The organism is Citrobacter braakii (assembly GCF_002075345.1).
GTDB lineage: Bacteria > Pseudomonadota > Gammaproteobacteria > Enterobacterales > Enterobacteriaceae > Citrobacter > Citrobacter braakii.
Window position 1 is genome coordinate 1 of the sequence record NZ_NAEW01000017.1, and the last position, 25,576, is coordinate 25,576.

At 55.1% G+C, this 25,576-nt stretch carries 23 protein-coding genes and 1 pseudogene; 12 read left to right on the forward strand and 12 right to left on the reverse strand.

Annotation, left to right across the window (positions count from 1 at the left end; genetic code table 11):
• The 6 genes from BZK42_RS29065 to BZK42_RS22685 all read left to right on the forward strand — a co-directional run.
• Positions 1-186 (forward strand): hypothetical protein (locus BZK42_RS29065; protein WP_211280443.1); only part of this gene is annotated, 186 nt, incomplete at its 5' end.
• On the forward strand, positions 183-1,178 hold the full coding sequence (locus BZK42_RS22665; RefSeq protein WP_016155386.1) for an ABC transporter permease subunit: 996 nt from the start codon (positions 183-185) through the stop codon (positions 1,176-1,178). The genes BZK42_RS29065 and BZK42_RS22665, both read left to right, overlap by 4 nt.
• Before the next feature lie 29 nt (positions 1,179-1,207).
• Positions 1,208-2,149, forward strand: coding sequence for an ABC transporter substrate-binding protein (locus tag BZK42_RS22670; protein ID WP_019077849.1), 942 nt, complete (start codon positions 1,208-1,210; stop codon positions 2,147-2,149).
• A 120-nt stretch (positions 2,150-2,269) separates the two neighbouring features.
• Complete coding sequence (locus BZK42_RS22675) at positions 2,270-2,953, forward strand: D-lyxose/D-mannose isomerase (RefSeq protein WP_080860334.1); 684 nt, start codon at positions 2,270-2,272, stop codon at positions 2,951-2,953.
• Positions 2,954-2,967: 14 nt separating this feature from the next.
• On the forward strand, positions 2,968-3,828 hold the full coding sequence (locus BZK42_RS22680; RefSeq protein ID WP_016155383.1) for a ketose 1,6-bisphosphate aldolase: 861 nt from the start codon (positions 2,968-2,970) through the stop codon (positions 3,826-3,828).
• The gene (locus BZK42_RS22685; RefSeq protein WP_143329728.1) at positions 3,825-4,829 is read left to right on the forward strand and encodes a carbohydrate kinase family protein; all 1,005 of its coding nucleotides are present in this window, start codon (positions 3,825-3,827) and stop codon (positions 4,827-4,829) included. The genes BZK42_RS22680 and BZK42_RS22685 overlap by 4 nt, the downstream gene beginning before the upstream one ends.
• Positions 4,830-4,843: 14 nt before the next feature.
• Here BZK42_RS22685 and BZK42_RS22690 read toward each other — a convergent pair whose 3' ends face one another.
• Positions 4,844-5,575, reverse strand: a complete 732-nt coding sequence (locus tag BZK42_RS22690; RefSeq protein WP_019077857.1) for a response regulator — start codon at positions 5,573-5,575, stop codon at positions 4,844-4,846.
• A 288-nt stretch (positions 5,576-5,863) separates the two neighbouring features.
• On the opposite strand from BZK42_RS22690, the gene fdhF reads away from it, so the two are divergent.
• Entirely contained in the window at positions 5,864-8,011 is a 2,148-nt protein-coding gene (gene fdhF, locus BZK42_RS22695; protein WP_080860338.1) for a formate dehydrogenase subunit alpha, read from the forward strand.
• 103 nt (positions 8,012-8,114) lie between these two features.
• Positions 8,115-8,804, forward strand: a complete 690-nt coding sequence (yjcO, locus tag BZK42_RS22700; RefSeq protein ID WP_016155379.1) for a Sel1 family TPR-like repeat protein YjcO — start codon at positions 8,115-8,117, stop codon at positions 8,802-8,804.
• 50 nt (positions 8,805-8,854) lie between these two features.
• On the opposite strand, the gene gltP is transcribed toward yjcO, so the two are convergent.
• The 8 genes and pseudogenes from gltP to nrfA all read right to left on the reverse strand — a co-directional run bounded on the left by gltP (position 8,855) and on the right by nrfA (position 17,018).
• Positions 8,855-10,168, reverse strand: a complete 1,314-nt coding sequence (gene gltP / locus BZK42_RS22705; protein ID WP_016155456.1) for a glutamate/aspartate:proton symporter GltP — start codon at positions 10,166-10,168, stop codon at positions 8,855-8,857.
• A gap of 344 nt (positions 10,169-10,512) precedes the next feature.
• Positions 10,513-11,133: a heme lyase NrfEFG subunit NrfG gene (gene nrfG, locus BZK42_RS22710; RefSeq protein ID WP_080860339.1), complete on the reverse strand. Its 621-nt coding sequence runs from the start codon at positions 11,131-11,133 to the stop codon at positions 10,513-10,515.
• Positions 11,130-11,549 (reverse strand): annotated as a pseudogene (nrfF, locus tag BZK42_RS29745) (heme lyase NrfEFG subunit NrfF); the annotation flags it as partial. The gene nrfG and the pseudogene nrfF, both read right to left, overlap by 4 nt.
• A gap of 64 nt (positions 11,550-11,613) precedes the next feature.
• Positions 11,614-13,341 (reverse strand): heme lyase CcmF/NrfE family subunit, encoded by a 1,728-nt coding sequence (locus BZK42_RS22720; protein WP_095715469.1) that lies wholly within the window; start codon positions 13,339-13,341, stop codon positions 11,614-11,616.
• 8 nt (positions 13,342-13,349) lie between these two features.
• Positions 13,350-14,306, reverse strand: a complete 957-nt coding sequence (nrfD, locus tag BZK42_RS22725; RefSeq protein WP_047357726.1) for a cytochrome c nitrite reductase subunit NrfD — start codon at positions 14,304-14,306, stop codon at positions 13,350-13,352.
• Positions 14,303-14,974, reverse strand: coding sequence for a cytochrome c nitrite reductase Fe-S protein (gene nrfC / locus BZK42_RS22730; protein ID WP_016155373.1), 672 nt, complete (start codon positions 14,972-14,974; stop codon positions 14,303-14,305). Before nrfC ends, nrfD begins: the two co-directional genes overlap by 4 nt.
• Positions 14,971-15,537: a cytochrome c nitrite reductase pentaheme subunit gene (gene nrfB, locus BZK42_RS22735; RefSeq protein ID WP_005132587.1), complete on the reverse strand. Its 567-nt coding sequence runs from the start codon at positions 15,535-15,537 to the stop codon at positions 14,971-14,973. The genes nrfC and nrfB overlap by 4 nt, the downstream gene beginning before the upstream one ends.
• Before the next feature lie 44 nt (positions 15,538-15,581).
• On the reverse strand, positions 15,582-17,018 hold the full coding sequence (nrfA, locus tag BZK42_RS22740) for an ammonia-forming nitrite reductase cytochrome c552 subunit (RefSeq protein WP_016155372.1): 1,437 nt from the start codon (positions 17,016-17,018) through the stop codon (positions 15,582-15,584).
• A gap of 434 nt (positions 17,019-17,452) precedes the next feature.
• On the opposite strand from nrfA, the gene acs reads away from it, so the two are divergent.
• From acs to actP, 3 genes are all read left to right on the forward strand, one after another.
• Positions 17,453-19,411 (forward strand): acetate--CoA ligase, encoded by a 1,959-nt coding sequence (acs, locus tag BZK42_RS22750; protein WP_016155371.1) that lies wholly within the window; start codon positions 17,453-17,455, stop codon positions 19,409-19,411.
• Positions 19,412-19,647: 236 nt separating this feature from the next.
• Positions 19,648-19,962: a DUF485 domain-containing protein gene (locus BZK42_RS22760; RefSeq protein ID WP_016155370.1), complete on the forward strand. Its 315-nt coding sequence runs from the start codon at positions 19,648-19,650 to the stop codon at positions 19,960-19,962.
• Positions 19,959-21,608 carry a cation/acetate symporter ActP gene (actP, locus tag BZK42_RS22765; protein ID WP_016155369.1) on the forward strand — a complete coding sequence of 550 codons (1,650 nt, stop codon included), beginning with the start codon at positions 19,959-19,961 and terminating at the stop codon, positions 21,606-21,608. Before BZK42_RS22760 ends, actP begins: the two co-directional genes overlap by 4 nt.
• Before the next feature lie 42 nt (positions 21,609-21,650).
• Here the strand turns inward: actP and BZK42_RS22770 are convergent, their stop codons facing one another.
• Both BZK42_RS22770 and BZK42_RS22775 read right to left on the reverse strand, forming a co-directional pair.
• Positions 21,651-22,340 carry an LrgB family protein gene (locus tag BZK42_RS22770; RefSeq protein ID WP_016155368.1) on the reverse strand — a complete coding sequence of 230 codons (690 nt, stop codon included), beginning with the start codon at positions 22,338-22,340 and terminating at the stop codon, positions 21,651-21,653.
• Entirely contained in the window at positions 22,333-22,743 is a 411-nt protein-coding gene (locus BZK42_RS22775) for a CidA/LrgA family protein (protein WP_065554808.1), read from the reverse strand. The genes BZK42_RS22770 and BZK42_RS22775 overlap by 8 nt, the downstream gene beginning before the upstream one ends.
• Positions 22,744-22,844: 101 nt before the next feature.
• Here BZK42_RS22775 and BZK42_RS22780 point away from each other — a divergent pair, with 101 nt between their 5' ends.
• Positions 22,845-23,735 (forward strand): LysR family transcriptional regulator, encoded by an 891-nt coding sequence (locus BZK42_RS22780; protein WP_016155366.1) that lies wholly within the window; start codon positions 22,845-22,847, stop codon positions 23,733-23,735.
• Between the two features lie 84 nt (positions 23,736-23,819).
• Here BZK42_RS22780 and BZK42_RS22785 read toward each other — a convergent pair whose 3' ends face one another.
• A complete protein-coding gene (locus tag BZK42_RS22785) occupies positions 23,820-25,466 on the reverse strand; it encodes a Na+/H+ antiporter (protein ID WP_016155450.1) in 1,647 nt (548 codons plus the stop codon).
• Between the last annotated feature and the right edge of the window lie 110 nt (positions 25,467-25,576).

A 25,576-nucleotide genomic window follows, 5' to 3' on the forward strand; every position in this document is an offset into this window, starting at 1 on the left:
AGGTGCGGATACGCGGATCTTATCGAGGCCCGCAGCGCAGGCTGCAATAAGGTCGAATATAAAACTGCAACTGATCTCATTCGTTTTTTGTATTCCGGTACTTCGCAAACGGGAAGTGCTCATATAAAATATTATGACGCTGGCAACCGGCGTGAACGACTCCCATCATCAGGCGGTGTCCCATGAATAATCCAACCACTCCCCAGCAGGTGGCGAAATCCGCCTCCGCGAAAAAATTGCTGATGAGCGATCTGATGCAAACGGTCGGCATCTTGCCGATTCTCATCCTGATAGTGGCGGTATTTGGCTTTATCGCGCCAAACTTTTTTACCGAAAGCAACCTGTTGAATATAACCCGCCAGGCGTCGATCAACATCGTGCTGGCGGCAGGCATGACCTTCATTATTTTGACCGGCGGGATCGACCTCTCGGTTGGCTCGATTCTCGGCACCACCGCCGTCGCGGCTATGGTCGTTTCGCTGATCCCTGAGTTTGCCATGCTGTCGATTCCGGCGGCGCTGATGCTCGGTCTGGTGCTGGGGTTGTTTAACGGCGCGCTGGTTGCTTTTGCCGGACTGCCACCGTTTATCGTCACGCTTGGAACGTATACGGCGCTGCGCGGCGCGGCCTATCTGCTGGCCGACGGCACGACGGTGATCAATTCCAATATCAGCTTTGAGTGGATCGGTAACAACTATCTTGGTCCGGTTCCGTGGCTAGTGGTCATTGCGCTGGCGGTGGTGGTGATGTGCTGGTTCATTCTTAGGCGCACCACACTCGGCGTTCATATTTATGCGGTCGGCGGCAATATGCAGGCCGCTCGTTTAACCGGTATCAAAGTGTGGCTGGTGCTGCTGTTCGTCTACGGCATGAGCGGTGTGCTCTCAGGTCTTGGCGGGGTGATGAGCGCCTCACGGCTATACAGCGCCAACGGCAACTTAGGCATGGGTTACGAGCTGGACGCCATCGCGGCGGTGATCCTCGGCGGTACCAGCTTTGTTGGGGGGATCGGTACCATCACCGGCACGCTGGTAGGGGCGTTGATTATCGCCACGCTCAATAACGGCATGACGCTGATGGGCGTCTCCTATTTCTGGCAACTGGTGATCAAAGGGGCGGTGATCATCATAGCGGTACTGATCGACAAATACCGTACCCGACACCATCAAAGTGCATAACAACAACATCTTACTTCGAGGAATACAGCATGAGATTGAAGCCCTTAGTCACCGCGCTCTGTGCTGGCGCACTGCTTGCTGCAGCTCCGTTTGTGCAGGCAAAAGAACTGAAATCGATCGGCGTTACGGTGGGCGATCTGGCCAACCCGTTCTTCGTGCAGATCACCAAAGGCGCGGAGCTGGAAGCACGCAAACTGGCGGGTGATAGCGTTAAAGTGACGCTGGTTTCCAGCGGCTACGATCTGGGACAACAGGTGTCGCAAATCGACAACTTTATTGCCGCCAAGGTCGACATGATTATCCTTAACGCCGCCGACTCCAAAGGCATCGGCCCAGCGGTAAAACGCGCGAAAGACGCAGGGATTGTGGTGGTTGCCGTTGACGTAGCGGCGGAAGGCGCTGATGCGACCATTACCTCAGATAACACCCAGGCGGGTGAAATGGCCTGTAAATACATTACCGACCGTCTGAAAGGGAAAGGCAACGTCGTCATTATCAACGGGCCGCCGGTTTCCGCCGTCCAGAACCGCGTCGAAGGCTGCCAGACCGAGTTTAAACGCCACCCGGATATCAAGGTGCTGTCGTATAACCAAAACGCCAAAGGCAGTCGCGAAGGCGGACTGGAGATCATGACCGCGCTGCTGGCGGCGAATCCGAAGATCGACGGCGTATTCGCCATTAACGATCCTACGGCTATCGGTGCCGATCTGGCAGCAAAACAGGCACAACGTAGCGAATTCTTTATTGTCGGCGTAGACGGATCGCCAGACGCTGAAGAAGCGTTGAAGCGGGAAAACTCACTATTTGTGGCGACGCCTGCACAAGATCCGCAGGTGATGGCTGCCAAAGCGGTCGAAATCGGCTATGACATATTGCAGGGGAAACCCGCCCCGAAAGAGCCCGTACTGATCCCGGTGACGATGATCGATAAAAACAACGTCGGCAGCTATAAGGGTTGGACGGTGAAATAACCCGCCACAACAACGCCGGATGGCGGCAAAAATGCCTTATCCGACCTACAAGATCGGTATGATTTTGTAGGCCGGATAAGCGCAGCGCCATCCGGCATGATATTAAGGAGGATTCTGCCGATGAAACGTTCCGCTATCAACGAGATACTGGGCCACACGCGCCAGTTTTTCTCTCAGCACGACGTGCATCTCCCCCCTTTCGCCAGTTTCCCGCCGACCCAATGGCGCAAGCTTGATCCCGCCGCCTGGAGCGAAGTTTTCGACCTTAAGCTTGGTTGGGATGTCACCGCGTTTGGCGGCAACAATTTCGCCGCGCAAGGGTTAACGCTGTTTACCCTGCGTAATGGCTCGCCGAAAGGAATGCCTTACGAGAAATGCTACGCCGAGAAAATCATGCATGTTCGCGATGCGCAGGTCACGCCGATGCATTTTCACTGGCGCAAACGCGAAGACATTATCAATCGCGGCGGCGGTAATTTAATTGTGGAACTGTGGAATGCGGGGCTCCGAGAACAAACGGAGGACAGCGACGTGAGCGTGGTGATTGACGGCTGTCGGCAAACCCATGCGGCAGGCAGTCAACTGCGCCTGACGCCGGGTGAAAGCATCTGCCTGCCACCGGGCCTGTATCACAGCTTCTGGGCGGAAGAAGGTTTTGGCGACGTGCTGGTCGGCGAGGTTTCTTCTGTTAATGACGACGACCACGATAACCACTTTCTGCAACCGATCGCCCGCTATAACGACATTGAAGAAGACGAACCGGCGCAGCTGGTGCTGTGTAATGAGTATCGCCTGTTCCGCTAACCAAGGAGCGCATTATGCCGTTGATATCTCTCGCCGATGGCCTTGCCCATGCCCGCGAGCACCGCTATGCCTTAGGGGCGTTTAACGTTCTGGACTCACACTTCCTGCGCGCGCTGTTTGCCGCGGCAAAGCAGGAACGTTCGCCGTTTATCATCAACATCGCCGAGGTGCATTTTAAATATATCTCGTTGGATTCTCTGGTCGAAGCGGTCAAGTTCGAAGCCGCGCGGCATGACATTCCGGTAGTGCTGAACCTTGACCACGGCCTGCACTTTGAGTCGGTGGTTCGGGCACTGCGCTTAGGTTTCAGTTCAGTGATGTTTGATGGCTCCACGCTGGAGTATGAAGAAAATATTCGTCAAACCCGCGAAGTGGTGAAGATGTGTCACGCCGTCGGCGTATCGGTGGAAGCCGAACTGGGCGCGGTGGGAGGCGATGAGGGCGGCGCGTTGTATGGTCATGCCGACGAGTCGCTATTTACCGACCCGATGATGGCGCGTGATTTCGTCGACAGAACCGGGATTGACGCGCTGGCGGTCGCCATTGGTAATGCACACGGCAAATATAAAGGCGAACCGGTGCTCGACTTTCCGCGTCTGGACGCCCTTCGCCAGCAGGCGGCGATCCCACTGGTACTGCACGGCGGTTCCGGCATCAGCAACGACGATTTCAAGCGCGCAATTGAACTCGGCATTCACAAAATCAACTTCTATACCGGCATGTCGCAGGCGGCGCTGTCAGCGGTAGAGACAAGAATAGCGAATCGTCAGCCCCTGTACGACGAATTCGCCGAACTGCTGCTCGCCATTGAAGAGGCCATTACCGATACCGTTTCAGAACAGATGCGTATTTTTGGCAGCGCGGGACGGGTCTGATGGAACGCAGAGGCGTTATCGCCGCAGGCAACATGCTGGTCGATCATGTGCATCAAATTGTGCAGTGGCCGGAACGCGGCTGGCTGGCGGAAATCATCCGTAGCGAACGCGCCACGGGCGGTGCGCCGCTGAACGTACTGCTGACGCTGGCGAAAATGCACACCGGACTGCCGCTGCAGGCGGTGGGGTTAATCGGTCAGGATAGCGACGGCGACTACATCATGGCGATGCTGGAGCAGTATCATGTTAATCGCCAGCATGTGCAGCGCACGACTTTCGCCCCCACGTCGATGTCACAGGTGATGACCGATCCCAGCGGTCAGCGCACCTTTTTCCACTCGCCCGGTGCCAACCGGCTGCTGGATCTGCCCGCTTTTGAGCAACTGGATACCTCGATGAAAATCTTCCATCTTGGCTATCTGCTGCTGCTCGACAGTCTGGACATGCCGGATGAGGAGTACGGCACACGTAGCGCACGGCTGCTGGCGCAAATGCGCGACAACGGCTTTGAAACATCACTGGATCTGGTTTCACGCAAGGGCGACCCGCGCTATCAGCCGTTGGTGATGCCAGCCCTGCGCCATCTCGACTATCTGGTAATTAACGAGCTGGAAGCCGGGGAATTCAGCGGGCTGGAGATCCGCCTGCCCAACGGGGAGTTGCATATTGCGCACATCGCCACCGCTGCGCGCGAACTGCTGAATGCGGGCGTTCGCCAGCAGGTGGTAATCCACTGTCCGGAAGGCGCCTGGGGTGAAGCGCCGGATCTGCCGGGCGTCTGGATCCCGTCACAGTATCTGGCGCAGGAGGAGATCGTTGGCAGCGTCGGGGCGGGAGATGCGTTTTGCGCCGGATTTTTGTATGGCTGTCATGAACGCTGGTCGCTGACGGACAGCGTCAGGCTGGCACACGCCTGCGCACGGGCCAGTTTGCTGTGCGCCAACGCGATAGACGGCGCGAAAACGTTGGCAGAGTTAAAAGCCGATATAGCGTCCTTGTAAGCCGGATAAGACGTTTACGCCGCCTTATCATGATGCTGAACGTCGGCGGCAAACACATAGCCCAGCCCGCGCAGGGTTTTGATCAGCATCGGCTGATGCGGGTTGTTCTCTATTTTTCGCCGTAACCGCATGATTAGCACGTCAATGGTGCGGTCAAATACCTCAACGCTGTCGCTGCGCGTCAGTTCCAGCAGCTGTTCTCGGCTAAGTACCCGGCGGGCGTTTTGAGCCAGCGCCAGCAGCAGGCTGTATTCCCCCTGCGTCAACTCCACCTTCAGTTGCTGAGGATTATGTAACTGGCAACCGGCGGTATCGAGATGCCAACCGTTAAAAGAAAGCCCCGTGGTTTGCGGGCTGCCGCTTTCTGCCGTTAACACGCCGACGCGTCTGAGTACCGCCTTTACCCGCGCCACCAGCACCCGTGCATTGAACGGTTTACCGATGTAGTCGTCAGCGCCCATTTCCAACCCGACAACCACATCCGACTCGCTGCCAAGCCCGGTCAGCATCACCACCGGTAGTCCGGGTCTCATCTTTTGCACCTGCTGCAGCACCATCAGACCGTTAATATCAGGCAACATCATGTCCAGCAATACCAGAGCGATTTCCGGCTGAGTCTCAATGCAGCGCAGCGCCTCCTGCCCGGTGTGACATGCGGTCACTGCAAAGACGTGTTCGCTCAGCACATCCTGTAAAAGCGTGCAGACAGCGATGTCATCATCCACAACCAGTATGGCTGGCTTCATTGTTTTTCCCCATTTCTGGCCAACTTAAATGAGTGTGATTGATTCTGCACAGAGTGACAGCGATAAGGCACAAGGATGTGTGGGAAACATAACCTCGGTCACACTGCCGGGCCGTCACGTATTAGAGATTCGTCACGTCAAATATGACGACAGCCTGTTTTTCGTCAGGGTTTTGCGCAAAATTCGCCCGTAATATCGACTAATGCCCCTGATAAAAACATGGCATAAAAGATGCATAACTCAAGCGACAAGCGCGTATGCGTGATTTGATTAACTGGAGCGAGACCGATGAAAAAAGTCGTCACGGTTTGCCCATATTGCGCATCAGGTTGCAAAATCAACCTGGTGGTCGATAACGGCAAAATCGTCCGGGCTGAAGCGGCGCAGGGGAAAACCAACCAGGGTACCTTGTGTCTGAAGGGCTACTATGGCTGGGATTTTATCAATGATACCCAGATCCTGACCCCTCGTCTGAAAACCCCAATGATCCGTCGCCAGCGTGGCGGCAAACTGGAATCCGTTTCCTGGGATGAAGCGCTTGATTACGTCGCCACTCGTCTGAGCGCCATCAAAGCGAAGTATGGCCCGGACGCTATTCAGACGACCGGTTCATCTCGCGGTACGGGTAACGAAACCAACTATGTAATGCAAAAATTCGCGCGCGCCGTTATTGGTACCAATAACGTTGACTGCTGCGCTCGCGTCTGACACGGCCCTTCGGTTGCAGGTCTGCACCAATCGGTCGGTAACGGCGCAATGAGTAATGCTATCAATGAAATTGATAACACAGATTTAGTGTTCATCTTCGGGTACAACCCGGCGGATTCCCACCCGATCGTGGCGAATCACGTGATTAACGCTAAACGTAACGGGGCGAAAATTATCGTCTGCGATCCGCGCAAAATTGAAACCGCGCGTATTGCCGATATGCACATCGCGTTGAAAAACGGCTCGAACATCGCGCTGCTCAACGCCATGGGTCATGTCATCATCGAAGAAAAACTGTACGACCAGGCGTTCGTCGCCTCCCGTACCGAAGGATTCGAAGAGTACAGCAAGATTGTCGAAGGCTACACGCCGGAGTCCGTCGAAGATATCACTGGCGTTAGCGCACAGGATATTCGTCAGGCTGCCCGTATGTACGCCACGGCAAAAAGCGCGGCCATCCTGTGGGGCATGGGTGTTACCCAGTTCTATCAGGGTGTGGAAACCGTGCGTTCACTGACCAGCCTCGCAATGCTGACCGGCAACCTCGGTAAGCCAAGCGTGGGCGTTAACCCGGTTCGTGGCCAGAACAACGTTCAGGGCGCATGCGACATGGGCGCGCTACCGGATACCTATCCGGGCTATCAGTATGTGAAAGATCCGGCTAACCGCGAGAAGTTCGCTAAAGCCTGGGGCGTGGAAAGTCTGCCTGCGCATACCGGCTATCGCATCAGTGAACTGCCGCACCGTGCGGCGCATGGCGAAGTCCGCGCGGCGTACATTATGGGTGAAGATCCATTACAGACTGATGCTGAACTCTCCGCAGTGCGCAAAGGCTTTGAGGATCTGGAACTGGTCATCGTGCAGGATATCTTCATGACCAAAACTGCCGCTGCCGCAGACGTTATTTTACCGTCTACGTCATGGGGCGAGCATGAAGGCGTCTTCTCCGCGGCTGACCGTGGCTTCCAGCGCTTCTTTAAAGCCGTTGAGCCGAAGTGGGATCTGAAAACGGACTGGCAGATTATCAGTGAAATCGCCACCCGTATGGGCTACCCGATGCACTACAACAACACCCAGGAAATCTGGGATGAGTTGCGTCATCTGTGCCCGGATTTCTACGGTGCCACTTACGAGAAAATGGGCGAACTGGGTTATATCCAGTGGCCTTGCCGCGACACCTCAGAAACCGACCAGGGTACGTCTTATCTCTTCAAAGAGAAGTTCGATACCCCGAACGGCATGGCGCAGTTCTTTACCTGCGACTGGGTAGCGCCAATCGACAAACTCACTGAGGAGTATCCGATGGTGCTGTCTACGGTGCGTGAAGTCGGCCACTACTCTTGCCGTTCAATGACCGGTAACTGTGCGGCGCTGGCCGCGCTGGCGGATGAACCGGGCTATGCCCAGATCAACACCGCCGACGCAGCACGCCTGGGCATCCAGGATGAAGAGCTGGTGTGGGTTAACTCGCGTAAAGGCCGGGTCATTACCCGTGCAGCAGTCAGCGATCGTCCAAACAAAGGCGCGATTTACATGACCTACCAGTGGTGGATTGGCGCATGTAATGAGCTGGTAACCGAGAACTTAAGCCCGATTACCAAAACGCCGGAGTACAAGTACTGTGCCGTTAACGTTGAACGCATTGCCGATCAGCGCGCTGCCGAGCAGTATGTCATTGATGAGTACACCAAGCTGAAGGCCAGCCTGCGCGAAAGCGCGATGGGTTAGTCCGTTTACGTAACTGTTCTGCAACAGCCTCCGCCCGGAGGCTGTTTTTTTATCCATACGATCTCTTTATACTGTTCATTCCGTACCCTAAATAAAACTCAAAATGAAACAACTCATTGCATTGATGTTCTTTATGACATTCTTTGCCCATGCCAGTGATACTGAGCCAGGAAGCCAGTACTTACAGGCCGCTGAGGCAGGGGATCGTCGCGCACAGTACTTTCTTGCCGATACCTGGTTCAGTTCGGGCGATTTGAGCAAAGCCGAGTATTGGGCGCAAAAAGCCGCCGACAATGGCGATGCCGACGCCTGCGCGCTACTGGCGCAAATCAAAATTACGAATCCGGTCAGTCTGGATTACCCCCAGGCTAAAACGCTGGCGGAAAAAGCAGCCAAAGCAGGCAGTAAAGCGGGAGAACTTACCCTGGCGCGGATTCTGGTCAACACCCAGGCTGGACGTACCGATTACCCTAAAGCCATTACCTTGCTGCAAAACGCCTCCGAAGACCTGGAAAATGACTCCGCCGTCGACGCACAAATGCTACTCGGCCTGATTTACGCCAACGGCGTGGGCATTCCCGCTGACGATGAGAAAGCGACGTGGTATTTCAAACGAAGCTCAGCCATTTCCCGCACCGGTTATTCCGAATACTGGGCTGGGATGATGTTCTTAAACGGTGAACAGGGTTTTATCGTGAAGAATAAACAGAAGGCGCTGCACTGGCTGAATCTGAGCTGTATGGAAGGATTCGATACAGGCTGCGAAGAGTTTGATAAGTTAACAAACGGGTAATGATTTGCATTGCCGGATGGCGCTACGCTTATCCGGCAAGCTGTCATGAATTACTGATTAGCGGTCTTATCAAATCTACCCAGCACGTCGCGCTCATAGGCCAGCGCTTTCTTGCGGTCAAATTTGTGTTCCCACTTGGCGATAACCAGTACCGCCAGCGCATTACCCACCACGTTCAGCGCGGTACGCGCCATGTCGAGGATACGGTCAACACCGGCGATAAACGCCAGGCCTTCCAGTGGGATCCCCACGCTGCCCAGCGTAGCCAGCAGCACCACGAATGATACGCCCGGCACACCCGCAATCCCTTTCGAGGTCACCATCAGCGTCAGCACCAGCACGATTTCCTGCCACAGCGACAGGTCGATACCGTACAGCTGCGCGATAAAGATAGCGGCGATACTCTGGTACAGAGTTGAACCATCAAGGTTGAATGAGTAGCCGGTCGGCACCACAAAGCTGGTGATTGAAGCGGGCGCGCCATAGGCTTCCATCTTCTCAATAATGCGCGGCAGCACGCTCTCGGAGCTGGCGGTAGAGTAGGCCAGAATCAGCTCGTCTTTCAGAATGCGGATCAGGATCCAGATGCTCAAACCGCAGATGCGCGCCACGATCCCCAGCACCACCAGCGCGAAGAACAGAATGGCGAAATGCACCAACAGCACCAGCTTCGCCAGCGGCCACAAGGAAGCAAAACCGAAGTTCGCGACGGTAACGGCAATCAGCGCGAAAACGCCGACTGGCGCGTAGCGCATAACCATGTGAGTGACTTTAAACATGGTTTCGGAAATAGAGCGAAATACGGTAACCAACGGCTCGCGGTGAGTTGCCGGCAGGGAAGACAGACCTAAACCGAACAGCACCGAGAAGAAGATAATCGGCAGCATATCGCCTTTTGCCATCGATGCGACGATGTTGGTTGGCACCAGTGACAAAATTGTCCCCATCAGGCCATGCGCGTGGCTCTGTACTTCTGCGGTCGTGCTTTGATATTTCGAAATATCCACGGTCGCCAGTTGCGACATATCCACCCCGGTGCCTGGCTGGAACACATTCGCCAGCGTGATACCCAGGATAATCGCCACGGTGGTGATTACTTCGAAATAGAGAATAGTTTTGGCGCCAATACGGCCCAGCTGTTTTGCATCACCGACCCCGGCGATACCGACAACCAGCGTAGAGATAACAATGGGCACCACGATCATTTTGATCAGATGGATAAAGATATCGCCCGCCGGTGACAGCAGGTTTACAACCAGCCATTCACGGCTGTCACTATGGTAATGCAGGTAACTCCCCAGCAGAATGCCCAGCACCATAGCGATCAGAATCTGCCATGCCAGGCTGACTTTCAAATTTTTCATAACAACGGACTTCCTCGATGGAGCGCTATTCCACATGCGGTGTGTGGTAATAGTACATACTGAAAGGGTATGAATTGTGTTGCGTTCGTTTATGGAGTTTTTTAACGCTTATTATCATTATCATTTGCGTACTGTCTCGCGCAACCCTCCAGGAACAGAGCCTTCAGCTGAATTTATGCATAAAAATGCAATTTTATCGGGGTATTGATGAATAACTTTTTGTTATAAAAGAATTTTAATATGTTCAAAAATGAAGAAGTCATGGCGTGAGTTTTTTTTGCTCATTTGTCCGTTCGCCTGTTTTTTAAACAGGCCAAATGATACAAATCACAAAAGAAACAAATTTATTTTTGCCGATTCTGCAACAACTTCGCCATATTAATAGAGTCAATGAGCTGTGCCCGGTTCACCCTCGGCGAGTTTAAATCCATAACTTTTTGCCACACTGAAATGGCCTGGGCGTAGTCTGCCTGCATAAACGCATCTGAGGCTAACAGCATCAGCGCAGTGACCTCTGTCGGGTCCAGCGCCAGAGCCTTATCAATCATCTCGCGAGTGGGCGGTGTCATATGCTGCCCGGCCTGGTAATACAATACCGTTGCCAGCGCTGAATAGATCTCAGCATTTTCACCCCCTACACGCAGCGCCTGCTCGTAGGCCAACAGCGCATTATGATACGCGTTTTGCCAAAGATAGTACTCACCGAGTTGCGCCCATTTCACACCGTCCTGTGGATTAGCACGAATTTGCGATTGCAGCAAAAGCAGCTGTTTTTCCTGAACATTTTTATCGGTGAACGCATGTAATGGGTCCGCCAGCCGCGTCTGTTCCTGACGCACCGCCTGCCATTTTGGCGTCAACAGATAACCCCCGATGCAGGCCACAACCATCAGCACCGTCGCAGCGGTCAGCCACTTCACGGGGAGTGGGCGTAACGGCGCAGGAGAATGGGTGGACTGGCTCATTGCACATCCTCCTCTACGCGCTGACGCCGTCTCACCCGCCAGACCACCACGCCCACCAGTAATAACAGCAGGCACGGCAACGCCCACAGCAGCAGCGTTTGCTCATTCAACGGCGGGTTGTAGCGCACAAAATCACCGTAGCGATCGGTCATCCACGTCGTTATCTCGGCTTCACTTTTCCCTTCCGCCACCATGCTATAAACCTGGTGGCGCATACTGACCGCTACCGGCGCATTGGATTCCAGCAAGTTTTGGTTTTGACACTGTGGACAGCGCAGTTGGCTGGCAATAGACAACGCTTTTTCCTGTTGTTGCGGGTTGGCAAAAGTCCATGTGTCCACAACCTGGGCATGTGTCGCGAAGGCGATGAAAAACAAAATGATAGCTAAGAGTAAACATGTTCTGCCGGATGGCGCTGCGCTTATCCGACCTACCGTTTTCACATCCCGTTCGCCGCTATCCGGCAACGCGTTGATTAGTTTATGCATCGCGCTTTCTCCCTCGCCATCCGCTCAGCAGCGCACCACAGACCATTAACAGTCCCCCGCCCCAAATCCAGCGCACGCCGGTCTGCACGTACAAGCGCATGGCATAACGGTCCGGTCCGGTTTTTTCGCCGATTACCGCATACCAGTCATGCATCAGATTCCAGCGGATCCCCGGCTCCATCATCTGTTGACGGCGCGCGGCATAGAAGCGTCTTTCAGGCTGCAGGCTGCCAATGCGTTTCTCATTCTGCCACAGCGTGATCTGCGCTTTTTCACTGGTGTAGTTACCTTTTGCTTCCAGGTCGAGACGCTCAAAACGAAAAATATAGCCCGCCAGTTCCACCTGCTGCCCGGGGCTGAGATTCAGGCTTATCTCCTGACGACTACCGCTGGAAAAGACGATCCCAGCCGCAAACACCAGCACCCCGGCATGCGCCAGCAGTGCCGGAAGCTGGCAACGCACAGGCACTTTGCGGCTTCTGATCGTCGCCAGCAAGATAACCAGCAGCATCAGCAGGCCAAAGGGCAGCGTAGCACGGTTAAAGTACGGTGCGCCCACGGAGAGCCGCCCCCAGCCGAACAACCCGTAAATCATCGGATAAAGGGTGCCAATCAGCACAATCAGCAGCACCGCGCAAAAAAGTAATAGCGCGACCAGAATCAGCATCTCGCGCGACCAGCCGCCAAAACGCGCATTCTGGCGGACTTGCTGTCCCCGCCAGGCGTACAGCCCGAGCGATGCCAGGCTCAATACGGTAAACAGCGCAAACAGCGGCGTGGCGCGGACGTTATCCAGCGCAAAAGCGTGCACGGAAACGAGAATGCCGGAACGCACAATCAGCGTCCCCAGCAGCGATAAAATCAGCGTGACGATCGCCAGCAGCAGCGACCAGTGGCGGAAGATCCCACGTTGGCGCGTGATGAACAGACTATGCAGCAGCGCACTGGCGGAAAGCCAGGGTAATAAGGAGGCATTTTCTACCGGGTCCCAGAACCACCAGCCACCCCAGCCCAACTCGCAGTAAGCCCACCAGGAGCCGAGGATAATCCCCAGCGTCAGCGCACACCAGCCAGGCAGCGCCCAGCGCCAGCACACCCTGGCGCTCTGCGCATTAAAATCACCGTGCAGCAGCGAGGCCAGCGCCACGCCTGCCGCCACCATCAAGCCACCGTAACCCAGGTACAGCAGCGGCGGATGGAGGATTAACCCGAGATGTTGCAGCATCGGGTTAAGGTCGCGCCCTTCAATGGCTTGCGGGAAGATACGCACGAACGGATCGGACCATACCACCACAAACAGCAGCAGCAGGGCCGTTATCAGAGCGAGGACGCTGAGCGTTAACGGAAACAACAGGTCGGAATCACGCCGATAGCGCAAGGCGAACAGCGCGCTCCAGCCGGAAAGAAACAGCACCCACAGCAGCAGCGATCCTTCATGCCCGCCCCACACCGCCGCCAGTTTTAATCCCCACGGCAGCAGGCTGTAGCTATGCTGAGCAACGTAGACCACCGAAAAGTCGCTGGTCAGAAAGCAGAATATCAGAATGGCAAAGGCCAGCAGCAGCAGCGAAAACTGCGTCCACATGCCCACGCTTGCCAGGCGCATTACGCCTTGCCAGCGCTGGCGGACACCCACCAACACGGCAAGCGGGGTCAACACGTTGACCCCGAGGCTTAACAACAGTGCCAGAAAACCGGCTTCAGGAAGGAGAACGTCCAGATATCACCTTACGCAACGGTTAGCTGACCCGCATAGAGAATAAAAAAGCGCAGCAGCAGTACGCCGGTCAGGCTGGCGCCGCACACTGCCAGCACGCCATGAAACGTCGAACTGCGGTTGGCCCAAGGTTTTAGCAGCATCGGCAGTATCAGCCCAAGCCCGGCCACGCCCAGCCAGAACCACCAGGTCCAGAATCCGCCGCCCAGTGCCGCCGCCAGCGCGCGCATTTTGCCGTCATCGCCCAGCGCCAGACCGACGAAAAACGCCGCCAGCAGGAAGATCTCCAGCCATACCACCGGGATTTCCATGCGATGCACAAAGTGCGCTTCGGTACTGTGCGGATTGCTACGATGACGTAACGCCATGGCGATCAGCGCCACCGCCGCGCCGGAGGAGATCCCGGAGAACAGGAACAGCACCGGCAGGATCGGGTTATTCAGGAACGGGTAGGATTTCAGCGCCGACAGCAGAAAACCGGTGTACGCCCCGAGCAGAACCGCCAGCACCAGCATTAACGTCTCCAGCGCGCGATGAAACGGCGCAATCAACGTCAGCATTTTCTGTACGATCCCTAATCGCGGCAGCCAGCGCTGCTGCAGAGCAATCACCTCTTTTTCAAAGATTTTTGCCAGCCACAGCACCAGCACCACCATGTACAACTGGAACAACATGACCCCCATCGACATCACCGAAGTGAAGCTGTAGTGGAACATCAGTTTCCAGAAGGTCCATGGACGCGTCAGGTGGAACACCAGAATCAGCAGACCGAAGATAATCGCCCCCGGCCCTAACACCAGCGTAGTGCGTAGCAGCGTGCTGTCAGAACCGCCCGCCTCCGGATGGAAACGACGCAGCAGAATCGCCAGCGTGACCAGTCCGGCGGAGATGCCAATCAGGAACAGATAAATGGCAATGGGCCAGTCCCACACCAGTGATTCAAAATGAAATGCAGAAGCGGATGTCATTGGCTCACCTCCCCAAATTTAAAGGGAACGCGGTAGACCTTCGGTTTTGTGCCCAACGCCAGCTTGTAACGGTAGGTGGTTTTCTGCAGCAACAAGCGGGAGATATCGCTGTTGGGATCGTCCAGATTACCAAACGTCAGCGCCTTCGTCGGACATGACTCAACGCAGGCGGGCTGCTTGCCCGCTTTCAGATTGGTTTTCCGACAGAAATCGCATTTATCTGCCGTTTTGCTAACCGGATGGATAAAGCGCACGCGATAAGGACACGCGGCGATACAGTACTGGCAGCCAACGCACAGGTCCGGATTCACATCCACAATACCGCTGGCGGCATCGCGATACGATGCCCCCGTCGGGCAGACGTCAACGCAGGGGGCATGGTCGCAATGCTGGCACGAATGACGGAAGAAGCGATACTTCACATCAGGAAACGTCCCCTGCGGCTCGCTGCGAATAATCGTCAGACGCGATACCCCTTCCGGCACGTTGTTTACTTCCCGACAAGCATCCATGCAGGCCGTACAGCCGATGCATAGTGACTCATCATGTACCATACCGTAACGTACGCCGTTGATGTTCAGCGTCTTCGCCACAACGCGTCCCGCCGTCCCGCTCACTGCCACCAGCGCGCCGACGCGGGTGATAAACTGGCGACGAGAGCAACTCATGGATGCTCCTTAAGCAACGGAACCGACGCCGGGTTAAAGTTCGGATTGTTACGCTGATCGCTGTGGCAATCGACGCAAATCTTGATCCGTCCTTTATCACTTAGCGTCTGCATCGTGTCTTGCTTCGGATGCAGTGAGTGACAGCTGGCACACGCCACTTTGGTTACGTGGACATCGTGTGGCCAGAACGCTTTTTGTAGCTGCTCAGGCAGGTGGCAGGACATACAGACGCTGTTCTGCTGTTCAACGTTGTACATCGGCTCATTAAAGCGCATCACATCCTTCACCCCTTCACGGTGGTTCGGTGACGGCTGGCCGTGACAGTTGGTGCAGGTGACCGGCAGTTTGTTATTCGGGTTGATGACTTCTGCATGCTTACCATGCATGCCTTCGGTATCTGGCTTGTGACAATCCAGACAGGCGGCATCCGGATTACGCTGTTGGGTAACCGTCCAGCGTTGATCCGACTCCTGCGGCGTTGGCGTGGCAGTGATTCCACTCAGGCTCCAGAACAAGCCTGACGCCAGCACCCCAGCAGTTAATAACGAACGTAATACGCTCATATTCACTCCGTTGAGTTATCCGCCCCTGACGGGGCGAAATGGGGTTATTGGCTTAACAGACCGTTTTTACGCGCCTGATCTTCCCACTGCGGAATCACCGTTTTGATGAAGTCCTGCTTCTCAGCATTGATTTGCTGCATGTTCAGACCAATCGCCGCCTGGGCTTTCTCTTTGGTAGAGATATCCGGTAACGGGATTTCATGGGTGATGCCTTTGGTCGCCAGCAGACGGACCAGTTTGGTACGCGCATCGGCGGCTTTATCCATGGCGCTACCCAGCATCCGCAGACCCTCTTCCGGAGCGTGCATGTGAATACCGTGTGAGGCGATAGACAGGTCCCAGCGCCATTGTGCGTGACGGATATCTTCCAGAATCGGCTTCATTTCCGCTTCAGTCGCACCCGCATCCCATGCGGCTTTCGCTTCGAAGTGCGCATGAACCAGCTGATCTTCGACCTTGATTTTCAGGTCATGAATAGCCTGTTTACGCTCGGCGACCACTTTTTGCAGGGACGCTTTATCCTGGGTGTGGCAGTTCGCACAGGTCTGAGCAAAGTTATCGAACGGGTTACCAATCTTATGGTCGGTGTAGATCTTGCCTTCCGCGTTTTGCACTTTCGGCATGTGACAGTCGATACAGGTCACGTTGTTCTTGCCGTGAATGCCCGCGCTCCAGGTTTCATATTCCGGGTGCTGCGCTTTCAGCATCGGCGTTTTCGACAGGGAGTTGGTCCAGTCAGAGAAGGCGATGGTGTCGTAGTATTTCTCCATGTTCTCGACTTTCATGCCCTCGTCCCACGGGAACTTAACGGCTTTGTTTTTACCGTCGAAGTAGTATTCCACGTGGCACTGACCGCAGACCATGGATTGCTGATCAAAGCGACCGGCTTTCTCAAACGGTTTGCCGATTGCTTCCATCGCGCGTTCTGCATAAGGACGCGACAGCGTCAGCTCTGGCTTGCCTTTGGCGAAGTCTGGTGACGCCGTGTTATGGCAATCTGCACAGCCGAGGTTGTTAACAATTTCCGGACCGCCGCGCGCCCATTTACCGTGGAAGTAGCCATCTTCACCATCTTTCTGGATCAGACGCGCTACGTCCGGGCTTTTACAGCTCCAGCAGGCCATCGGCAGCGGGCCGTCTTCAGCCGTTTTTGGTGCGCCGGTACGTAAGGTTTCACGTACATCGGTCACGGCATAGGCGTGTCCACGCGGTTTGTTGTAATCGCGCGAGAATGGATATCCCGCCCACAGGATCACCAGACGCGGATCTTCTGCCAGCGCATCTTCACGGGCTGATTGCTCAGACGTGGCTTTCCAGGAGAGATATTGATCGGGATGCTGAGGAGCGAAGGTTTCATTCTTCGCTTCAACGGTGACGGTTTTTGCGGGTACAGGAGTTTGTTCAGCGTGAACAGCAGAAATAAATAATAAAGGTAATAACAGGCTGAAGAAACGGCGTACGCGTGATTTTATCCTTGCCATAGGGGTCTCATCCAGATGACGCCATTATCTGCAATGGCGGTTCTTTTATTGTTTTCCATAACAGCAACCACACGAATACTGTCATGACATTGCTCCACCCTATTTGTAACAAGAAACCACACTGAAAATGTTGTCTTTAATCAATTGTAAGTGTATGTAAAATACCACTTTAGAGTTATAAACCCCCTCTAACCCCTCACTCTTTTGTCTAATTCAGAGACAGATCACCTTTTCAATAATCCTTTAGATAACTACATGTTATCGCGAGATTTAATCAATTTTTGCTAGTTCCCTTCAAAATTAAGTTTGCCGCTAATTTGCACAATTCGTTTATTGCGTGATCTGCCGCGCAAATACTAAACAAAACTCTCAAAGCCCCTACATTTAACGTTTATGAGACATATTATTAACATCCTACAAGGAGAACAAAAGCCATGAGCCAAATACATAAACACGCTATTCCCGCAAACATTGCGGATCGTTGCCTGATAAACCCGGAGCAGTACGAAGAGAAATACCAGCAATCCGTTAACGAACCCGACACATTTTGGGGCGAGCAGGGAAAGATACTTGATTGGATCAAGCCGTACAGCCAGGTGAAGAACACCTCCTTCGCACCAGGCAACGTGTCGATTAAATGGTACGAAGACGGCACCCTGAACCTGGCCGCAAACTGCCTTGACCGTCATTTACAGGCAAATGGCGATCGCACCGCCATCATCTGGGAAGGCGATGACGCCACCCAAAGCAAAAACATTACTTATCGCGAACTGCATCGCGATGTTTGCCGTTTCGCCAATACGCTACTGGATTTAGGCATTAAAAAAGGCGACGTGGTGGCCATTTATATGCCGATGGTGCCGGAAGCGGCGGTTGCTATGCTGGCTTGCGCCCGCATTGGCGCGGTGCATTCGGTCATCTTCGGTGGTTTTTCACCAGAGGCGGTCGCCGGACGTATCATCGACTCCAATTCACGTCTGGTGATCACCGCCGACGAAGGCGTGCGCGCCGGCCGCGCTATCCCGCTGAAAAAGAACGTCGATGATGCGCTGAAAAATCCGAACGTCAAAACCGTGGAACATGTGGTCGTCCTCAAACGTACCGGTGGAAAAACGGAATGGCAGGAAGGCCGTGACCTGTGGTGGTCCGATCTTATCGAGAAAGCCAGCCCGGAACATCAGCCGGAAGAAATGAACGCGGAAGATCCGCTGTTTATCCTCTATACCTCCGGTTCAACCGGCAAGCCAAAAGGCGTACTGCATACCACCGGCGGATATCTGGTCTATGCCGCAACCACCTTTAAGTACGTGTTTGACTACCATCAGGGCGATATTTATTGGTGTACCGCTGACGTGGGTTGGGTAACCGGGCACAGCTACCTGCTGTACGGTCCGCTGGCCTGCGGCGCAACCACGCTGATGTTCGAAGGCGTGCCAAACTGGCCAACCCCGGCGCGTATGTCGCAGGTTGTGGACAAGCACCAGGTCAATATTCTGTATACCGCGCCGACCGCCATCCGCGCCCTGATGGCAGAAGGTGATAAAGCGATTGAAGGCACTGACCGCTCCTCGCTGCGTATCCTGGGTTCCGTTGGCGAGCCGATTAACCCGGAAGCATGGGAGTGGTACTGGAAGAAGATCGGCAACGAAAAATGCCCGGTCGTCGATACCTGGTGGCAGACCGAAACCGGTGGATTCATGATCACCCCGCTGCCGGGCGCCACCGAGCTGAAAGCGGGTTCCGCAACCCGTCCGTTCTTTGGCGTACAGCCTGCGATTGTCGATAACGAGGGTAATCCGCTGGAAGGCGCGACCGAAGGCAACCTGGTGATTACCGACTCGTGGCCGGGCCAGGCGAGAACGCTGTTTGGCGATCACGAACGCTTTGAGCAGACCTACTTTTCTACCTTCAAGAATATGTACTTCAGCGGCGACGGCGCGCGTCGTGACGAAGATGGCTATTACTGGATCACCGGTCGTGTGGACGATGTGCTGAACGTCTCTGGCCACCGTCTGGGAACGGCAGAAATCGAATCGGCACTGGTGTCGCATCCGAAGATCGCCGAGGCCGCGGTGGTGGGTATTCCGCATAATATTAAAGGCCAGGCGATCTACGCCTACGTCACGCTGAATCACGGCGAAGAGCCGTCACCTGAGCTGTACGCCGAGGTGCGCAACTGGGTACGTAAAGAAATTGGTCCGCTGGCAACGCCAGACGTGCTGCACTGGACCGACTCACTGCCGAAAACCCGCTCCGGCAAAATCATGCGCCGTATTCTGCGTAAAATCGCGGCGGGCGATACCAGCAATCTGGGCGATACCTCGACCCTCGCCGATCCTGGCGTGGTAGAGAAACTGCTCGAAGAGAAGCAGGCCATCGCGATGCCATCATAACCACAACCGTGAAATGCCCGATGGTGCGCGGCTTATCGGGCCTACAAATCCTACCCCTACCCCTCCCCTGACCGGGAGGGAAAATATAATAACCCACCCCAAAGGATTTCGCGTTGCAGGAAGGCGGCAAGCGAGCGCATCCCCAGGAGCATAGTTCACTATGTGACTGAGGTGGGCGAGTGCGGCCAACACACTTGCAACGTGAAAGACGAAGGGGGCCTCTGGAGAACTCTGTGATGAATGACTCTATTTATCAGCGGATAGAAGACAGTGCGCGTTTCAGGGAGTTAGTTGAAAAAAGGCAACGGTTTGCCACCATTCTGTCCATCATCATGCTGGCAGTTTACATCAGCTTTATTTTACTGATTGCCTTTGCGCCTGGCTGGCTGGGTACGCCGCTACACGCGGGAACCAGCGTCACCCGGGGTATTCCGATTGGGGTCGGTGTGATCCTCATCTCCTTCATCCTGACCGGGATCTATATCTGGCGGGCAAACGGTGAATTCGACCGCCTGAACAATGCGGTTCTGCACGAGGTTAAAGCATCATGAAGAGAGTCCTGACGGCGCTTGCCGCCACGCTGCCCTTCGCCGCAAACGCGGCGGATGCTATTAGCGGTGCAGTCCAACGCCAGCCAACCAACTGGCAGGCGATTGTCATGTTCCTGATTTTCGTCATCTTTACGCTCGGTATTACTTACTGGGCGTCTAAGCGCGTACGTTCGCGTAATGACTACTACACCGCCGGCGGTAACATCACTGGTTTCCAGAACGGGCTGGCGATTGCGGGCGACTATATGTCGGCGGCATCGTTTCTCGGGATTTCCGCGCTGGTGTTTACCTCCGGTTATGACGGGCTGATCTATTCACTCGGCTTCCTGGTCGGCTGGCCAATTATCCTGTTCCTGATTGCTGAGCGTCTGCGTAACCTGGGTCGTTACACCTTTGCAGATGTTGCTTCTTATCGTCTGAAGCAAGGACCAATCCGTATTCTGTCGGCCTGTGGTTCTCTGGTGGTGGTCGCGCTGTATCTGATCGCCCAGATGGTCGGCGCAGGTAAGCTGATTGAGCTGCTGTTTGGTCTAAACTATCACATCGCCGTCGTACTGGTTGGCGTGCTGATGATGATGTACGTCCTGTTTGGCGGCATGCTGGCGACCACCTGGGTACAGATCATCAAAGCCGTTCTGCTGCTGTTCGGCGCCAGCTTTATGGCCTTTATGGTGATGAAGCACGTCGGCTTTAGCTTCAACAACCTGTTCACCGAAGCAATGGCGGTACACCCGAAAGGTTCAGCCATTATGAGCCCGGGCGGACTGGTAAAAGATCCGATCTCCGCCCTGTCGTTAGGTCTCGGCCTGATGTTTGGTACGGCAGGCTTGCCGCACATCCTGATGCGCTTCTTCACGGTCAGCGATGCCCGCGAAGCGCGTAAGAGCGTGTTCTATGCCACCGGTTTTATGGGTTATTTCTACATCCTGACCTTTATCATCGGCTTTGGTGCGATCATGCTGGTGGGCGCTAATCCGGCGTATAAAGACGCTGCTGGCGCGCTGATCGGCGGTAACAACATGGCGGCGGTTCACCTGGCGAATGCAGTGGGCGGCAACCTGTTCCTGGGCTTCATCTCAGCCGTGGCGTTTGCCACCATCCTGGCGGTGGTTGCAGGCCTGACGCTGGCGGGCGCATCGGCCGTTTCTCACGACCTGTATGCCAACGTGTTCCGTAAAGGCGCAACCGAACGTGAAGAGCTGAAGGTGTCGAAAATCACCGTACTGGTGCTGGGGGTGATTGCCATCCTGCTCGGCGTGCTGTTTGAGAACCAGAATATCGCCTTCATGGTAGGTCTGGCGTTTGCTATCGCAGCCAGCTGCAACTTCCCGATCATTCTGCTCTCCATGTACTGGTCAAGACTGACCACGCGTGGCGCGATGTTGGGCGGCTGGTTAGGTCTGCTGACGGCGGTGGTGCTGATGGTGCTTGGCCCGACGATTTGGGTCCAGATCCTTGGTCACGAAAAAGCCATTTTCCCGTATGAATATCCGGCGCTGTTCTCCATCAGCGTAGCGTTCCTCGGGATCTGGTTCTTCTCTGCTACCGATAACTCAGAAGAAGGTAATCGCGAACGCGAGCAGTTCCGTGCCCAGTTCATCCGTTCCCAGACCGGGTACGGCGTAGAACAAGGTCGCGCGCACTAACCACTCCTCCTCATCCCCGGTCTGAACGACCGGGGCATTTTTTCAGAACATCACCATCGCGACCAGCGGTGCCACCAGCACCATCACCACGCCGGAAAGCATCATCACCAGGCTGGCGACCACGCCCTCCTGCTGGCCGAGCTCATAAGAGCGCGCCGTGCCCGCACCATGCGAGGCTGCGCCAAATCCTGCGCCTTTCGCCATCCCTTCCCGAATAGAAAGCCGTAAAAACAGTACATCGCCAACCGCCATACCGAATACACCGGTCACTACCACGAACAATGCCACCAGGTCTGGTTGCCCACCCAACGGCTCTGCTGCTGCCAGCGCAAACGGCGTGGTGACGGAGCGCACCGCCAGGCTACGCTGGATTTCATCAGGCAACATAAACAGACGCGCCAGCCACACGGAACTGGTAACGGCCACCAGCGTTGCCGTCACCACGCCCGCCGTCAGTGACATCCAGTGCCGCTTAATCACGGCAAGGTTGTCATAAACCGGAACGGCAAAAGCGATGGTCGCAGGGCCTAACAGCCACAGCAACCAGTGCGATTCACCAATATAGTTTTGCCAGGAGATATGCCCGAAGACCAGCATCAGGACCAGCAGCGCCGGAGTGAACACTAACGGCATCAGCGGTAATTTACGAAAACGGCGATACAGGCGCTTGTTGGCAAAATAGATGCCCAGCGTAATCACCAGACACAGCACGCTTAGCTGGAAATTACTCACGGTTTAGCCTGCTCATTTCATAGCGATACACTCTATCCACGACCCATGCCGTTGCGCCAAGCACCATCAACGTACTTAGCGCAATGACAGCAAATATGCGCCAACCATCGACCAACAACAGCTGCGTATAGTTGACTACAGCCACCACCGCCGGAACAAAAAACAGCAGCATTTCAGCCAGTAACCAGCGAGCGCCTGCGCGAATCCAGTTCAACGGGATAACCCGGCAGACAATCAGCGCCAACATCAGCACCATCCCAACCAGGTTGGCAGGAAGCGGCAGATGCAACCAGGAGACAAGATATTGAGCAAATACAAATAGACCTGCGTACAACAGAACCTGAACGGGGATCTGGAGTCGATGAATAACGGCAGGCGTCACGCGGCTTATCGCCACAGCCATGAGGGTATGTCCTTAAAAAATAGAGAGCGCCAGTATAGAGAGCCCCCGTCCAGGACTGAAATGAATTAAACTCATTGCAGGCATAGTCTTAAGGAATAATCATGGATATCAGAACGCTGCGCTATTTTGTTGAGGTGGTTCGTCAGCAGAGCTTTACCCGCGCAGCGGAGAAGCTTTTTGTCACCCAGCCCACCATCAGCAAGATGTTGAAGAACCTTGAAGACGAGCTTAACTGCACGCTGTTAATCCGCGACGGTCGGCGACTGCTGTTAACCGACACTGGACAGGTTGTTTTCGAACGCGGCCTGGCGATCCTCGCCGAGTTTCGCCAGCTCGAAGCAGAACTCAGCGACATTAATCACCTCAACAAGGGAGTGCTGCGCCTCGGCATCCCCCCCATGGTCGGTATGTTGATGGCCGGGCCTATCAGCCTGTTTCGCCAGCGCTATCCCGGCGTTGAACTGAAGGTGTCTGAATTTGGAGGCTTAACCGTCCAGCAGGCGGTGATGAACGGCGATCTGGATGTCGCGATGACCGCGCTGCCGGTTGAAGAAGAGAGCGGCCTGGCGACCTTACCGCTTTTTAGCCATCCGCTCTGTGTGCTGGTCCCCCGCTCCGGTCAGTGGACAACGTGTGAATCCATTTCCCCCGAGGCGTTAGCGGAGCATCCCCTGCTTATCTATAACGAAGATTTCGCGTTGAGCCGTCAGTTGCTTGAGCTGTTTAACCAGCACAATGTCAAACCCCGCATCGCGGTACGCAGTGGGCAGTGGGATTTTCTGGCGGCGATGGTGCAAGCCGGAGTCGGGATCGCCATTTTACCGGAGCCGATTTGCCAGCGCTTGGATAAGCAGACGCTGCGCTGGATCCCTTTGGAGAGTGATTTACGCTGGCAGTTGGGCATGATTTGGCGCGAAGGTGTGTATCTGTCGCACAGCGCCCAGGCGTGGCTCAAATGCTGTGAAGGGTTCTGGCTAACGCAAGAGTCGTAACATGCCAGATGCGGCTTAACGCTTATCAGACCTACAATTGGATTCCGTAGGCCTGATAAGCGTAGCGCCATCAGGCACAACCGTTTATTCGTTCTCGATCAACAGCGCTTCCAGCAAATCCAGATCGTGCAGCAGTTTTTGCAACGTTTCATTGCTGATTTCCCGCGTGGCGCGCAGGTGATAAAGTTCCGCGCGCTCGGAACGCAGGGCCGCCAGACGGAAACGCCGCTCGAGGTTTTCTTCCTGCATCGAGCTTTCTACGTCGTTGCGTCCGTCGGCGCGTCGACGCAGGTTACCGATGACGCGTGAACTTACCTCGGTGAGCAACTGATTGTCGATGTTCTCTTCGGTGTCTGCGGCCAGACGCTCCTCCATTTTCTGGATGGCGACAATCGCCACTTCCGCCGTGGCAGCGCGGGCAATTCGTTCCTCTTTCTGCTGCTGCGAGTGGTCTGCCACTTCCAGGTGTTGCAGCAGAAGCGGCAGCATCACCACGCCAACAAACAGCGAGAACAGAATCACGCCCGCGGCAAGGAAGATCAGCTCATATCGCGCCGGGAAGCCGCTACCATCCGGTAACAGCAGCGGAATAGAGAGCACACCGGCGAGAGTAATGGCCCCACGCACGCCCGCAAAGGAGGCGATCATGATTTCACGCGTCGTCCAGGAACCAAACTCCATCGGCTTTTTCTTCAGGAAGCGCAGGCTAAACTTCTTCATCGTCCACAGCCAGCCAAAACGTACCAGCATCAGCGCCACGTAAATCAGCACGATATCGGTAAACAGCATCCAGATTTCAACATTCGGGTCGGCTTCTGCCGCCGCCAAAGAAGACTCCAGAATCCCCGGCAACTGCAGTCCTAACAGCAAGAAAACCATGCCGTTAAACACAAACTCCAGCATCGCCCAGGTGCTGTTAGCACGTAAACGCATCGCCAGCGGCGCCCGGCGCATTACCCCGGAACGGGTGATCGTCATCCCGGCTGCGACCGCCGCGAGGATGCCGGAAACACCGATGTGTTCCGCAATCAGGTAAGACGCAAACGGCAGCAGGAACAGCAGAACGATTTGCGTTGCCGGTTCATCACCACCCCAGCGGCTGAGAAAACGCAGGGAGCGCCCGTACAGCCAACTGACGACAAAACCGGCCAGGATACCGCCAATCGCTACCTTGAAGAATTCAAGCGTTGCGCCACCAACCGTAAACACCATCGTGCCCATCGCCACGGCGACGGCAAATTTCAGTGACACCAGACCGGAGGCGTCGTTCATCAACGCTTCACCCTGCAGGATACCCATGATTTTCTTCGGTATGCGTCCCTCGCCCACTATGCCGGAAAGCGCAACGGCATCGGTTGGCGACAGGACAGCGGCCAGCGCAAAGGCCGGGATGAGAGGGATCCCCGGCACCAGCCAGTAAATCATAAAGCCAATCCCGACCACCGTGACCAGAACCAGCGCCAGCGCAAGGCCGAAGATCTCTCGCCCGTGCTCCAGAAACTCACGGGTTGGCGTCTTCCAGCCATCGGCGAAAAGCAGCGGCGGGATGAACAGAACCAGAAAAAGCTCAGGATCGAATTCCACATGCAAACCAAACGTCGGCCACGCCAGCAAGGCGCCGATGGCGATCTGCATAAGGGGTAAAGGGAGTTGGAATGGCAATACGCGAGTAAAAACCCCCGACAGCGAGACCACAAGGGTCATGATGAGTATGGTGAAAAAGATTTCCATGCGTTCCCTGTTTGCGATGTTTCTTATGATCAGTGATGAGAGGCGTCGTGCCTCAATTCTATCTACTTGAGAGTAACGCAAAAGACAACGAGAGTGTTGTGAAAATAAAA

Coding starts and splice junctions, on each gene's coding strand:
- BZK42_RS22665 (WP_016155386.1), top strand. CDS start 183: ATGAATAATCCAACCACTCCCCAGCAGGTGGCGAAATCCGCCTCCGCG.
- nrfB (WP_005132587.1), bottom strand. CDS start 15,537: ATGAGCGTATTACGTTCGTTATTAACTGCTGGGGTGCTGGCGTCAGGC.
- nrfD (WP_047357726.1), bottom strand. CDS start 14,306: ATGACATCCGCTTCTGCATTTCATTTTGAATCACTGGTGTGGGACTGG.
- BZK42_RS22670 (WP_019077849.1), top strand. CDS start 1,208: ATGAGATTGAAGCCCTTAGTCACCGCGCTCTGTGCTGGCGCACTGCTT.
- nrfC (WP_016155373.1), bottom strand. CDS start 14,974: ATGAGTTGCTCTCGTCGCCAGTTTATCACCCGCGTCGGCGCGCTGGTG.
- BZK42_RS22760 (WP_016155370.1), top strand. CDS start 19,648: ATGAATGACTCTATTTATCAGCGGATAGAAGACAGTGCGCGTTTCAGG.
- nrfG (WP_080860339.1), bottom strand. CDS start 11,133: ATGAGCCAGTCCACCCATTCTCCTGCGCCGTTACGCCCACTCCCCGTG.
- BZK42_RS22775 (WP_065554808.1), bottom strand. CDS start 22,743: ATGGCTGTGGCGATAAGCCGCGTGACGCCTGCCGTTATTCATCGACTC.
- actP (WP_016155369.1), top strand. CDS start 19,959: ATGAAGAGAGTCCTGACGGCGCTTGCCGCCACGCTGCCCTTCGCCGCA.
- BZK42_RS22780 (WP_016155366.1), top strand. CDS start 22,845: ATGGATATCAGAACGCTGCGCTATTTTGTTGAGGTGGTTCGTCAGCAG.
- BZK42_RS22675 (WP_080860334.1), top strand. CDS start 2,270: ATGAAACGTTCCGCTATCAACGAGATACTGGGCCACACGCGCCAGTTT.
- gltP (WP_016155456.1), bottom strand. CDS start 10,168: ATGAAAAATTTGAAAGTCAGCCTGGCATGGCAGATTCTGATCGCTATG.
- acs (WP_016155371.1), top strand. CDS start 17,453: ATGAGCCAAATACATAAACACGCTATTCCCGCAAACATTGCGGATCGT.
- BZK42_RS22785 (WP_016155450.1), bottom strand. CDS start 25,466: ATGGAAATCTTTTTCACCATACTCATCATGACCCTTGTGGTCTCGCTG.
- yjcO (WP_016155379.1), top strand. CDS start 8,115: ATGAAACAACTCATTGCATTGATGTTCTTTATGACATTCTTTGCCCAT.
- BZK42_RS22690 (WP_019077857.1), bottom strand. CDS start 5,575: ATGAAGCCAGCCATACTGGTTGTGGATGATGACATCGCTGTCTGCACG.
- BZK42_RS22680 (WP_016155383.1), top strand. CDS start 2,968: ATGCCGTTGATATCTCTCGCCGATGGCCTTGCCCATGCCCGCGAGCAC.
- nrfA (WP_016155372.1), bottom strand. CDS start 17,018: ATGGCAAGGATAAAATCACGCGTACGCCGTTTCTTCAGCCTGTTATTA.